The sequence below is a fragment of the Pantoea sp. Taur genome (assembly GCF_009830025.1).
Lineage (GTDB): Bacteria > Pseudomonadota > Gammaproteobacteria > Enterobacterales > Enterobacteriaceae > Pantoea > Pantoea communis.
Map to the genome: position 1 here is coordinate 88,999 of NZ_SZZZ01000012.1, position 12,830 is coordinate 101,828.

12 protein-coding genes are annotated in these 12,830 nt (G+C 55.1%); 5 read left to right on the top strand and 7 right to left on the bottom strand.

Annotated features, from left to right (window positions below; translation table 11 throughout):
- Positions 1 to 34: 34 nt before the first annotated feature.
- The 3 genes from FD744_RS16580 to FD744_RS16590 are packed head-to-tail and all read right to left on the bottom strand — an operon-like array spanning position 35 to position 3,093.
- A complete protein-coding gene (locus FD744_RS16580) occupies positions 35 to 988 on the bottom strand; it encodes a phosphoglycerate dehydrogenase (protein WP_160868761.1) in 954 nt (317 codons plus the stop codon).
- A 54-nt stretch (positions 989 to 1,042) separates the two neighbouring features.
- Positions 1,043 to 1,927 (bottom strand): dihydrodipicolinate synthase family protein, encoded by an 885-nt coding sequence (locus FD744_RS16585; protein ID WP_160868762.1) that lies wholly within the window; start codon positions 1,925 to 1,927, stop codon positions 1,043 to 1,045.
- A 17-nt stretch (positions 1,928 to 1,944) separates the two neighbouring features.
- On the bottom strand, positions 1,945 to 3,093 hold the full coding sequence (locus FD744_RS16590; RefSeq protein ID WP_160868763.1) for an iron-containing alcohol dehydrogenase: 1,149 nt from the start codon (positions 3,091 to 3,093) through the stop codon (positions 1,945 to 1,947).
- A 189-nt stretch (positions 3,094 to 3,282) separates the two neighbouring features.
- Between FD744_RS16590 and FD744_RS16595 the strand changes: the two genes are divergently transcribed.
- The 3 genes from FD744_RS16595 to FD744_RS16605 are packed head-to-tail and all read left to right on the top strand — an operon-like array spanning position 3,283 to position 6,295.
- Positions 3,283 to 4,554: a four-carbon acid sugar kinase family protein gene (locus tag FD744_RS16595; protein WP_160868764.1), complete on the top strand. Its 1,272-nt coding sequence runs from the start codon at positions 3,283 to 3,285 to the stop codon at positions 4,552 to 4,554.
- Entirely contained in the window at positions 4,547 to 5,527 is a 981-nt protein-coding gene (locus FD744_RS16600) for a D-threonate 4-phosphate dehydrogenase (RefSeq protein WP_034829583.1), read from the top strand. The genes FD744_RS16595 and FD744_RS16600 overlap by 8 nt, the downstream gene beginning before the upstream one ends.
- A gap of 6 nt (positions 5,528 to 5,533) precedes the next feature.
- A complete protein-coding gene (locus tag FD744_RS16605) occupies positions 5,534 to 6,295 on the top strand; it encodes a DeoR/GlpR family DNA-binding transcription regulator (RefSeq protein WP_034829581.1) in 762 nt (253 codons plus the stop codon).
- A gap of 119 nt (positions 6,296 to 6,414) precedes the next feature.
- On the opposite strand, the gene speD is transcribed toward FD744_RS16605, so the two are convergent.
- The 3 genes from speD to FD744_RS16620 all read right to left on the bottom strand — a co-directional run bounded on the left by speD (position 6,415) and on the right by FD744_RS16620 (position 8,549).
- Positions 6,415 to 7,224 carry an adenosylmethionine decarboxylase gene (gene speD / locus FD744_RS16610; RefSeq protein ID WP_097118365.1) on the bottom strand — a complete coding sequence of 270 codons (810 nt, stop codon included), beginning with the start codon at positions 7,222 to 7,224 and terminating at the stop codon, positions 6,415 to 6,417.
- 5 nt (positions 7,225 to 7,229) lie between these two features.
- Positions 7,230 to 8,093: a polyamine aminopropyltransferase gene (gene speE, locus FD744_RS16615; protein ID WP_160868765.1), complete on the bottom strand. Its 864-nt coding sequence runs from the start codon at positions 8,091 to 8,093 to the stop codon at positions 7,230 to 7,232.
- Positions 8,094 to 8,201: 108 nt separating this feature from the next.
- A complete protein-coding gene (locus FD744_RS16620) occupies positions 8,202 to 8,549 on the bottom strand; it encodes a YacC family pilotin-like protein (RefSeq protein ID WP_007888732.1) in 348 nt (115 codons plus the stop codon).
- A gap of 177 nt (positions 8,550 to 8,726) precedes the next feature.
- Here FD744_RS16620 and cueO point away from each other — a divergent pair, with 177 nt between their 5' ends.
- Positions 8,727 to 10,349 (top strand): multicopper oxidase CueO, encoded by a 1,623-nt coding sequence (cueO, locus tag FD744_RS16625; RefSeq protein WP_160868766.1) that lies wholly within the window; start codon positions 8,727 to 8,729, stop codon positions 10,347 to 10,349.
- Positions 10,350 to 10,600: 251 nt separating this feature from the next.
- On the opposite strand, the gene FD744_RS16630 is transcribed toward cueO, so the two are convergent.
- Positions 10,601 to 11,890 carry a cystathionine gamma-synthase family protein gene (locus FD744_RS16630; protein WP_160868767.1) on the bottom strand — a complete coding sequence of 430 codons (1,290 nt, stop codon included), beginning with the start codon at positions 11,888 to 11,890 and terminating at the stop codon, positions 10,601 to 10,603.
- A 166-nt stretch (positions 11,891 to 12,056) separates the two neighbouring features.
- On the opposite strand from FD744_RS16630, the gene hpt reads away from it, so the two are divergent.
- Positions 12,057 to 12,593 (top strand): hypoxanthine phosphoribosyltransferase, encoded by a 537-nt coding sequence (gene hpt / locus FD744_RS16635; RefSeq protein WP_039331277.1) that lies wholly within the window; start codon positions 12,057 to 12,059, stop codon positions 12,591 to 12,593.
- Positions 12,594 to 12,830 lie beyond the last annotated feature (237 nt).

A 12,830-nucleotide genomic window follows, 5' to 3' on the forward strand; every position in this document is an offset into this window, starting at 1 on the left:
ATTAAAATTTGGATTAAGTAGGGTTTTGAGAAAATTAATCCAGCCCGTTCATAACATTTGTCGGGCGCTCGCCCTGTTTGATGCACTGCACAATCTGCGCGACGCAACGTTCACCAATGGCACTAATGGCACCGTCGGTGTAACCCGCGATATGCGAAGTCGGGATAAAGTTGCTGAGGGTGAACAGCGGATGTTCCGCCAGCGGTTCATGCTCAAACACATCGGCGGCCGCGCCAGCGATGACGTTATCCAGCAGCGCCTGATACAGATCCTGCTCATTGACGATGCCACCGCGTGAGGCATTGATCAGGAACGCACTCTTCTTCATGCGCTTGATGCGCGCAGCATCGAACAGATTCTGGGTTTTATCGGTGAGCGGCTTGTGCAAGGTGATGAAATCGCTGCTTTCGGTCAGCTGATCGAGGCTGACGAATTCGATGCCATGCTCGGCGGCAAATTTTTCATCCGGATAGAAGTCGAAAGCAATCACGCGCATGTTAAAGCCTTTGGCACGCAGCGCGACCTGTTTACCGATATTCCCGAGGCCGATAATCCCCAGCGTTTTGCCATACACATCGGTGGCAAAGATGCGCGGCCAGTTACCGGCACGGGTTTCAATTGCAGCCTGGGTAATCTGGCGTGCGCTATTCAGAATCAACGCGAACGCGAAGTCAGCCACGGCATGTTTATTGGCATCCGGCACATTGGTGACGTAAATGCCGCGTGCGCGGGTGGCATCCAGATTGATGTTGTCGACGCCCACACCATGCTTACACACGATCTTCAGCTGAGGTGCTTTTGCCAGCAGTGCTTCATTCACATCGGTAAAGGCAACGATCATCGCCACGGTCTCGGCCAGATGCGGCTCCAGCGCGCTAAGCGGTGCATCGGCGGGCAGGGTGATCAGCTCAAAACCCTGCTGTTCCAGCACATCAATAGGCGCAGCGTCGTATTTGGCGAAAGACGGTGAAGTACAGATAACTTTCATAGCGTTTCCCAATCCTGGTGTTGGAACGGGCAGCAACCGCTGCCCAATCGGTCTTTACTGCAGGTACTGATTCACGATCTGGCGGATCTTCTGCTCTTCTTCGGCAGAGAAGCTCACCGCATAACGGCTGTTACCCACATCTGAACCCAGCAGTGAAACAGCTTTCTTAACGGTGGCCGGTGGGAAACCGACGCTGTAGAGATCGGTGCGCAGGCCCGTGATGTTCTCTTGTGCCTGGCGTGAGCCTTCAATATCGCCCGCATGGAAACGTGCCCAGATAGCGTTGATCTCTTTCGGCGCCACGTTGGCGAGACCCGAAATACAGGCGGTGCAGCCTTCAACAAAACCACGATGGATCAGCGAGTCTGGGCCGGTCAGCACGTTGAAGTTTTCCACGCCTTCAGCGGCCTTCAGGAAACCGCTCAGGCTCTCATAGCTGCCCGCGCTGTCTTTGATGCCGATAATGTTGGGATGCGAAGCCAGCGCACGCACGGTTTCCGGCTGCAAGGTGTTACCGGTGCGTGCAGGGATGTTGTACAGGTACAGCGGTACTTCAATCGCATCTGCCACCGCGCGGTAGTGGGCAATCAACTCTTCCTGCTTCAGCGGCACAAAATACGGGGTGATCACTGAAACCGCATCCACGCCCAGTTTGGCGACTTGTTTGCCGAGACGGATGGTTTCACGGGTAGAGATCTCACCGATGTGCGCCACAACAGGCGCAGTGCCGTTCACTTCATCAACGCAGGTTTCGGTAACCGCTAACTTCTCCTGCTCGTTGAGCACAAAGAACTCACCGTTAGTGCCACCGCAGAAAATACCGTTGCCGGCGCTGAGCTGACGTTGCACCTGCAGGCGCTGAGCCGCGGGATTAAACGCACCTTCACTGTCAAAGGTGGTGACGATGGCGGTTAATACGCCCTGAATTTTCTTACTCATGATGCCCTCATTAATCCTTAGTGATTCAAAGCCGGAAAGAGTGTCAGGTAGACGTTTCGTACGTCATCGGCGCTCACTTTCATCGGTACATTCTTCATTAGTCGCTGCACGTCGAGCGCGGCTTCAACCAGATACGGCAGGTGATCCGGGCCGATACCCAGTTCTTCCAGACTGGCAGGCAGTTTGAGACGTTTCACCAGCGCGGCAAAGTACTCCACCAGCGCATGCGATTTGGCTTCTTCATCCAGTGAGGCATCGGCGTCCGGCAGCAGATCGTAGGCCTGCGCGAATTTGCTCACGGCGGCGGGGCGCACAAAGCGCATGCACGGTGCCAGCAGAATGGCGTTCGCCACGCCGTGCGGCAGATGATATTTGCCGCCCAGCGGATAGGACATCGCATGCACCAGATGGGTACCGGCGTGGGCAATCGATGCGCCACCGTAATAAGAAGCCCACAACATATTCAGGCGCGCTTCCAGATTGCCCGGTTCGGCAATCGTGGTCTCCAGGCTGGCAAACAGCTTTTTCATGCCAATAAGCGCATAGTTATCACTCACCGGATTGGACACGGTGGCGGTAAAGCACTCGATCAGATGACAGAGTGCATCGATACCAGTGGAAGAGGCGATATGCGGCGGCATGCTGGTGGTCAGTTCAGGCACCAGTGCGACATAATCGGGCAGCATCACCGGAGTGATGATGCCAACTTTGGTCTCTTTCTCTGGGATCGCCAGGATTGCGTTTGGCGTGGCTTCGGAGCCGGTACCGGCGGTGGTCGGGATCAACAGTGACGTGGTGCGGGTCAGCGGTTTCTCTCCGGCCAGCAGGGCATCCAATGTCGGCGCGCCATCAACGCACAGAATCGACAGCAGTTTGGCGACATCCAGCACGCTGCCGCCGCCCACGCCGATCACCAGATCGACGTCGGTAGAAGGTAGTGCGGCAACAATGGCGGCGACATCGTGCTGGCTTGGCTCCGGCGGCACGCTGTTGACGATGCTCAAACTGCTGATCTGCTGTTTCAGCTGCGCGATCAGCGACTGAACCGCTGGAATGCCTTCGATATTCTTGTCGGTGACCAGAAGCGCTTTTTCTTTACCCTGCAGTAAATAGTTGAGGTCATTAAGCGCCTGGAAGCCACTGATCACGGTGCTGTTGATATTCATTTCATACCCTTATCGCGGTTTTTTCGTACTAAATGATTAACTTTGCTCATTCAGTGCGGGTTCTGTCACTACAGTGCCTAAATTTATAGGACAAATTGATTTCAAATAATTTGATCTTGCTCACATATAATCAATCATGATTGAATATAATCAATCTCAACACGGCGAACTGCCGGCAGAGGAAAGAGAATGACTTCACAGCCATGGAAAACACCCGTCTTAGTGATCGCGGATGATTTTACCGGTGCCAACGACGCCGGTAGCGGACTGGCGCGAGCAGGCGCAAAGGTGCATGTGCTGTTTGATAGCCGCACGCCACACGATGCTAACAGCGCCGATGTGCTGGTCATCAGCACCGACAGCCGTGCAGTCAGCGCAGCAGAAGCAGCGCATCGTACAACGCTAGCATTACAGCAGCATCAGGCGATTGCCCAGGATGGCTGGCTGTTTAAAAAGATTGATTCCACGCTGCGCGGCAATCCGGGCGCAGAGATTGAGGCCGCATTGCACGCCAGCGGAAAAACCTTAGCGCTGGTGGTGCCCGCTGTGCCGAAACTGGGCCGTACCACGCGTGAAGGTGAAGTCTGGATCAACCAGCAGCGTCTGACGGACACCGAATTTGCCAGCGACCCGAAAACCCCGGTGACCAGTAGCCATGTGTTAACCCGCCTGCACATGCAAAGCGATTTGACCGGTGAAACTCTGGACCTGGCGACGGTGCGCAGTGGCAAGCTGGCACAGGTGCTTGCCAGTAGGCAGGGCTTAGTGGTGCTGGATGCCGAGCAGGATGCTGATATTGCGCTGATTGTGGCGGCGGCGGCGAGTTTACCCGCACGACCCTTACTCGCAGGCGCTTCCGGATTAGGTGATGCATTGGGCGAATATCTGGCGACGCGTCCGGCCAGGCCGGTGCTGGCCGTGGTGGGTTCGATGAGCGCCATCGCGCAGCAGCAAATCGCCCGCCTCGCGACCCAACGTGACATTCGCATTATCGATATTGATATCCGTCAGTTGTTTGCTCAGCCCGCGTGGCCGCAGGCTGTCGAGTGGCAGCAGGCGATGCAACAGGCTTTACGCGACGGCGCACATTGCGTGGTGCGCACCACACAGCATGCAGAGCAACGCCATGAGATTGAACAGCTGTGTCAGCAACATCAGGTGTCACGCCAGGATCTGGGAGAACGCATCTGCCACTTCCTCGCCCAATTGACCCACAACGTTTGCCGCCAGGCCTTGCCTGCCGGGTTGTATCTTTCGGGCGGCGACGTGGCAATTGCCGTCGCACAAGCGCTCGGCGCCAGTGGTTTTCAGATTCAGGGCCTGGTGGCGGGCTGTGTGCCGCACGGGGTTCTGCTAAATAGCGAATTACACCTGCCGGTGATGACCAAAGCGGGTGGCTTTGGTGACGAAAACACCCTGATAGAAGCCATCCGTTTCATTGAGGAGAAGTCGAGTGAATAAAATTATTGCGGTGACCATGGGCGATCCGGCGGGCATCAGCCCGGAGATCATCATTAAAGCGTTAGCGGAAGGCGACCTGGCGGGAATCCCGGCGGTGGTGGTCGGCTGTGCCAGCACGCTGCGTCGGGTGATGGGATTGAACATTACGCCGCAGGCTGAATTACGCGTACTGGATAACGTCAAAGATGCGCATTTCGCACCGGGCATCATCAACGTGATTGATGAACCGCTGGCCAATCCAGAGGCGTTAAAACCGGGTGTGGTGCAGAAAGAAGCCGGTGATTTGGCCTGGCGCTGTGTGAAACGCGCCACCGAACTGGCACTGGCCGGGGAAGTGCACGCGATTGCCACCGCTCCACTCAATAAAGAAGCGCTGCACTCAGCAGGGCACATTTATCCGGGACACACCGAACTGCTGGCGCAACTGACTAACACCAAAAACTACGCCATGGTGCTGTACACCGATCATCTGAAGGTGATCCACGTCACGACGCATATCGCGCTGCGTAAGTTCCTGGATACCCTGAATGGCGATCGCATCCAGACGGTAATTGGCATGGCGGATACCTTCCTGCGCCGCGTCGGTTTCGACAAGCCGCGCATTGCCGTAGCTGGGGTGAATCCGCATGCGGGCGAAAATGGCCTGTTTGGTGACGAAGAGATCACCACCGTAGCACCGGCAATCAAAGTGATGAAAGAGCAGGGCATTGATGTTTATGGCCCGTGCCCGCCGGATACCGTGTTCCTGCAGTGCCAGCAAGGTCAGTACGATATGGTGGTGGCGATGTATCACGATCAGGGACACATCCCACTGAAATTGTTAGGCTTTTATGATGGCGTCAATATCACCGCAGGCCTGCCGTTTATCCGTACTTCCGCGGACCACGGTACGGCGTTTGATATCGCCTGGACAGGTAAAGCGAACTCTGCGAGCATGGCGATCTCCATTAAACTCGCGATGCAGCTAGCATAGGGAAATATGAAGGGACAAAGCCGTCTCGACCAGATTATGGACTACCTGAAAAGTCATAATCTGGTCACTGTAGAACAGCTGGTGAGTGCGATCTCGGCTTCACCGGCGACGATCCGCCGCGATCTGATCAAGCTCGACAAGGAAGGCGTCATTAGCCGCAGCCATGGCGGAGTGACGCTTAATCGTTTTATTCCTGCGCAGCCGACCACGCTGGAAAAGATGCAGCGTAATCTGGCAGAGAAGCAGGCCATCGCGCAGTTTGCCGCCAGTTATGTGCAGTCGGGCGACTCCGTGGTGCTGGATGCCGGTACCACCATGCTGGAACTGGCGCGCCAGCTCACGCATCTGCAACTGCGAGTGATCACCGCCGACCTGCATATCGCGCTGTTCCTGTCTGAATTCAAGCAGATTGAAACCACCATTATTGGTGGCCGTATTGATGACTCCAGTCAGTCTTGTATTGGAGAGCATGGCCGACGCCTGCTGCGCAGCATTAATCCGGATATCGCGTTCGTTAGCTGTAACTCGTGGAGTATCGAACGCGGGATTACGACGCCGACGGAAGATAAAGCCGGTCTGAAGATGGATCTGCTGGCGAATGCGCGCCGCCGCATCCTGCTGGCTGACAGCAGTAAGTACGGTTCCTGGTCGCTATACTGCGCCGCACCGATTGATAGTTTGACCGATGTGGTGACGGATGCGCGTCTCGACGACGCAGTTTGTCGCGCGTTGCGTGAGCGTGGCATTGGTTTGCAGCTGACAGCCTGATATAACAAGGTCGCCATCAAAGGCGACCCTTCAGCAACAGGGTTAACCCAATGCTAGCCCTGCACCGACACCTGCTTGCGTAGGGTGCCCATTGATGCGCACCCGTTAATCGCAGCCCACTACGATAGCTTCAATCCCGTCGCCGGAATATTGCGGCCGTAGTAGATTTCACGCATCTCTTTCCACAGCAGATTGGTGATGCGCTTGTGCTCCTGCGGGTTGAGTTCTTCAGGCCTGGTATTGAACAGGTAGTATTTCAGGTCAAATTCCTTCAGTAACATCTTGGTGTGAAAGATATTTTCCTGATAGACGTTCACATCCACCATGTCGTACATCGACTTCATATCCTCGGACATAAAGTTCTGAATCGAATTGATCTCGTGATCGATAAAGTGCTTTAAGCCATTCACATCGCGGGTAAAACCACGCACGCGATAATCAATGGTAACGATGTCCGATTCCAGTTGGTGAATCAGGTAATTCAGTGCCTTAAGCGGCGAAATCACCCCGCAGGTGGAGACTTCGATATCAGCGCGGAAGGTGCACAATCCCCCCTCAGGATGGCTTTCTGGATAGGTGTGCACGCAAATATGGCTCTTATCCAGATGCGCCACCACCGAATTGGGCAGCGGACCTGGATGCTCAGATTTGTCGATATCCTGCGGATTGATCGGCTCTTCGCTGACGAGAATCGTGACGCTGGCACCTTGCGGTTCATAATCCTGTCGCGCGATGTTCAGCACGTTGGCACCAATGATTGAGCAGGTCTCCGTCAGGATTTCGGTGAGGCGATTCGCATTATACTGCTCATCAATATAGGCGATGTAGCCATCACGCTCCGCTTCGCTGTTGGCGTAGCAAATATCGTAAATACAAAAACTCAGGCTCTTCGTCAGATTATTGAAGCCGTGTAGTTTCAGCTTTTGCAATTTCGTCACTCCTCACACGACAAGGCATTTAGCAGATATTGCGGTAAGGCAAAGCTACCGACATGAATCGCGGGATTGTAGTAGCGGCAGCGTAGGCCCGCGTCGTCAAAGCGTGATTGCAGGGTGACTGCATCCCACTGGCGTAGCGTCTCGTTGTCGCTTGCCCAGGCAAACGTCATAATGCCGCCGTAATAGGTGGGGATCGCCGCCTGATAAAAGCTGACGTCGGAGAAGTAATGGCCAAGTTTACGATGGCTGTTGATCGCTTCGTCCTGCTGCAGGAAACAGACGCCGTTCTGTGCCACAAAGATTCCGCCGGGATTTAGCGCCTGTTTACAGCCGGCATAGAATTCAGAGGTAAACAGACTTTCACCGGGACCGATGGGATCGGTGCAATCAGAAATAATGACGTCGAACTTCTCTTGCGTCTGGGTGACGAAATTCACACCATCATCAATCACCAGATTCAGCCGTGGATCGTCGTAGGCACCGGCGCTGTGATTGGGCAGATACGTCTTGCAAAAACTTACCACGCCGGCATCGATCTCAACCATAGTGATCTGTTCAATCGTTTGGTGACGTGAGACCTCGCGCAGCATGGCGCCATCGCCACCGCCAATGATCAGCACGCGTTTCGCCTTGCCGTGCGCCAGGATTGGCACGTGGGTCATCATTTCGTGGTAGATGAACTCATCGCGCTCGGTGGTTTGCACCACACCGTCCAGCGCCATGACACGACCAAAGGCGGCATTTTCAAAGATCACCAGATCCTGATGCGCCGTTTTGTCGCGATATAGCAGTTTATCTACCGTGAAATACTGTCCAAATCCGGCATGAAGCGTCTCATACCACATTTCATTCTGGGCCATGATGGGGCTCTCCTCGAATGTCATCGCCATGAAATTAGGGGAAAAAGCATAGCGAAATATGACCGTGGTTGCACGGTCAAATCTTCAGCAGCAGAGCGGGATGGCGGGCTATTTGACGTAAGCGAGCAGACTCAGCGAGTCACGCGCCAGCGACTTACACTTCTTGTCATTGGTAATGGCGATACCGCTCAAATCTTTGTAACTCTCTTCGCCGAGCGACTTCATGTTGTAGTTGCTGTAATTGCTCAGATCCCAGCGGTTCTGCTGGGCAAAAAACACCAGCGCTTTGCGAATTTGCGCATCGGGCAGATCCTGATAGCCACAATCGTTCTTCAGGTAAACAAACACCGCGGTCAGATCGGCCAGATCTTCAGCTTCGGATTCGCTCAGGGCAAAACTGGTGGAGGAGAAGCCAAGGAGTCCCGCCAGCAGCAGGATCTTGATGCTTTTCGTCATAATCATTCTCAACAAGGGACAATTTATTGACGTTAGCACAGTTATTGCAGGGATTCCGCTAAATTTGCCCAAATGGGGCATTCCCACGGTTTTTATCGGCGCATTCTGTTAAGGGGCTTGACCCTCCCGCAGGGTAAAGGTTTACGCTGTGCCCTTATTCACGACAAGGATAAGAATATGCAACGTCGTCATTTTCTAAAGTTGACCGCCGCACTCAGCGCGGCAGGTGCGCTGCCTTTGTGGAGCCGTTCGTTAATGGCGGCGACGCGCCCGCTGTTACCGATCCCCTCTATTTTGCAGCCCGATGCACGCGGAGCGTACACGCTCACCGCGATGAGTGGCACCAGCCAATGGAACGGCAAATCCGTCCCGACGTGGGGCTATAACGGCAGTCTGCTCGGCCCGGCGCTGCGGTTGCCGCGCGAGAAAGCCGTTACGGTGAATATTCATAATCGGTTGGCGGAAGCAACGACATTGCACTGGCACGGTCTGGAAATTCCTGGCGATGTTGATGGTGGACCGCAAGCACTGATTGCGCCCGGAGCCTCACGTCAGGTGACCTTTACGCCCGATCAACCGGCTGCCACCTGTTGGTTCCATCCGCATCAGCATGGCAAAACCGGCTATCAGGTGGCGCAGGGTCTGGCGGGACTGGTGCTGTTAGAGGACGAAGATTCCGGTAAATTGCGTCTGCCGATGCAGTGGGGCGAAGATGACGTGCCGCTGATTTTTCAGGATAAACAGCTGACCAAAGACGGCGCAAAAATCGATTACCAACTCGACATCATGCGCGCGGCGGTGGGCTGGTTTGGTGACATGATGTTAACCAACGGCGTGCAGTATCCGCAGCAAGCGGTGCCACGCGGCTGGCTGCGCTTGCGTCTGTTGAACGGCTGCAATGCCCGTTCGCTGGATATCGCCACCAGTGATAAGCGCCCAATGTACGTGATTGCCAGCGATGGCGGTTTGCTGGCCGAGCCGGTAAAAGTGGATAGCCTGCCGCTGCTGCCTGGCGAGCGGTTCGAAGTGATGATTGATACTTCAGACGGCAAAACCTTCGACATGGTGACGCTGCCGGTGACGCAGATGGGCATGACGCTGGCACCCTTTGATCAACCCTTGCCGCTGGTGCAAATTCTGCCACTGCGCGTGATGGCAAGTGGTTCTATGCCGGATAAGCTGGTGGATCTGCCGCCGCTGCCATCAGTGGAAGGCGTGCAAAGCCGCTGGCTACAACTGATGATGGATCCGCAACTGGATCAACAAGGCATGCAGGCGCTGATGGATCGTTACGGTCATCAAGCCATGGCTGGGATGAAAATGGATCATGGCAACATGGACTCGAAGGGGGGGACCATGCAGATGGATCATGGCAACATGGACATGAGCGGCGGTGCCATGACGATGGACCATGGCAGTATACCGATGGATCACGCAAAAACAGCGGCTTACGATTTCCACAACGGTAATAAAATCAACGGCCAGGCGTTTAACATGACCAAGCCGATGTTTAACGCCGAACTCGGCAAAGTGGAAAAATGGACCATTTCCGGTGAGGGCGATGCCATGCTGCATCCGTTCCACATTCATGGCACCCAGTTCCGCATCCTGTCAGAAAACGGCAAGCCGCCAGCGCCGCATCGTGCAGGCTGGAAAGACATGGTCAGCGTCAACGGCTGGCGCAGTGAGGTGCTGGTGCGCTTTAACTACGTTGCCAATGCCGATAACGCCTACATGGCGCATTGTCATCTGCTGGAGCATGAAGATACCGGCATGATGCTGGGCTTCACCGTCGGCTAAGTGACTGCCACACCGCAGCGAAGCCTAAACGTCTTCGCTGCGGGTTGTTTAGCAATGCCCGGGCATAAACGGGACATTTACTGCTCAGCAGCAGTGTCAGGGCGCCAATGGCCTGATTTCCTGTTACAGGGGCAGGGCACAAGTGGCCTGGTTTACGGCAGCACACGAGCGTGGACATCGGGCAGCCTTATCCAGCTGCTCGATGCCTGGTCAACGCCGCCCTTCACGCACTGAGCGTGCCAGGCAAGTGATTAGGCCTGAGCCGCTTCCAGTGCCAGCCGGATATCCTCAATCAAATCATCAGCATGTTCGATACCAATCGACAAACGTACCGTGGCATCGGTAATGCCAATACGCTGGCGTACTTCCTGCGGCACACCGGAATGGGTGGTGCTGCCCGGATGGCTGGCGAGTGATTCGGTACCGCCCAGGCTCACGGCCAATTTAAACAACGCAAGGGCATTGAGAAAACGAAACGCTGCCGGCTGGCCACCTTTGATATCAAAAGAGAACGTGGAACCTGCGCCGCTGCATTGTCGCTGGAAGGTTTCACCCGCAGAGCTGTCCGCATCGAGATAGGGCAGCCAGTGCAGTTTTTCCACCTGCGGGTTATCGCGTAAGAACGCAGCGACTTTTTCTGCATTGCTGGCGGCTTTCTCCATCCTCAACGACAGCGTTTCCAGCGATCGTCCAATCATCCAGCTGGAGTGCGGATCAAGTTGGGTGCCGATGGCGCTGCGCAGCGATCGCACCTTGCTCACCAGCGCTTTGCTGCCCAGCACCGCACCGGCAATCAGATCCGAATGGCCGCCGACATATTTGGTGAGCGAGTAGAGCGACAAGTCGGCACCGTGCTGCAAAGGACGTTGAAACAGCGGGCCGAGCAAGGTGTTATCGCAGGCGAGAATCGGGCGCGAACCTTGCTGCTGGGTGATGACATCTGCTACCTGCTTCATCAGCTGAATATCCACCAGGCTGTTGGTCGGGTTGGCCGGCGTCTCAATCAGAATCAGCGCCACACGACCGCGCTGCCACGCGAGCTTGGCCGCTTCATACACCTTGTCCTCGTCGGTGCCATCGCTGAATCCCACCGCTTTGATCTCTAAATCGTGCAGCGTTTTACTCAGCAGCGTTTCAGTGCCGCCGTACAGCGGCTGCGAATGCAAAATCACTTCACCTGGCCGCGCAAACGCCAGCAGCGTGGTGGCAATGGCCGACATTCCGGAGGAGAACAGCGCGGCACTTTCTGCCTGTTCATAGATGGCCAACCGATCTTCCACAATCTCGCTATTGGGATGGTTAAAGCGTGAGTATACCAGCCCACCGCTCTTGCCCTCCGGCGGCTGCTTACGTCCGGCAACGAAATCAAAAAAGTCCCGTCCCTCTTCGGCGCTGTTGAACACAAAGGTCGAAGTCAGGAATACAGGAGGTTTGACTGCGCCCTCCGATAGCCGCGGATCGTAACCGTAATTAAGCATCTGCGTTTCCGGATGCAGATCGTGGGTGCCAATCTGTGTTTTTTTACTGGATGAAGCGGCCATAGGATCTCCAGAGAATACCGGTGAGAGTGCGGGTGGGTTTTCTGTAGTTAAGGCCAGCGCAATAAATTTTGCCACGGTATCGTTTGCGTTCTGTGCGCGGCGTTAGAGGTTGGTTCGACTATGATAGACTTCGTGGCTTTCTGAAAACCTTAACCAGGCGAATGCAATGAAACACACCGTCGACGTGATGATCTCTGAGCAGGAGATTGCAACCCGTATTGCCGAACTGGGCAAGCAGATTAGCGAACACTACCGTAGCAGCGGCAGCGAAATGGTGTTGGTGGGTCTGCTGCGTGGCTCCTTTATGTTTATGGCCGATCTCTGCCGTGCCATCGATGTCCCGCATGAAGTCGACTTTATGACCGCCTCCAGCTACGGCAGTGGTATGTCATCGACCCGCGACGTGAAAATCCTGAAAGATCTGGATGAAGACATTCGCGGCAAAGACGTGCTGATCGTGGAAGACATCATCGATTCTGGCAACACGCTGAGCAAAGTGCGCGAGATCCTGCGCCTGCGCGAGCCAAAGTCACTGGCCATCTGCACGCTGCTGGATAAACCAGAGCGTCGCGAAGTGGAAGTGACCGTGGAATACGTTGGTTTCACCATTCCTGACGAGTTCGTGGTCGGCTTTGGTATCGACTACGCGCAGCGCTATCGTCATCTGCCGTATATTGGCAAAGTTATCCCGACCGGTGAATAACCGCACAATCTTCCAAGGCTAATCCCGCCAGCCTGCGATAAGATGCGCAGCCCGCGAGTCAATGACTGACGGGCTGCGCTTGCGTTCCCCTACCGCATGCAGAGTGGTAAAGTGTCGCGGGTTATCGCTCAGCGCTTCATCTTTGATTTTTCACTCGTTATCTCTGAATAACCCCGCATGCTCGGCGTGAGCGCACTATCATTTCATAGGGCTTTGATGTCACTACAACAGGGTATG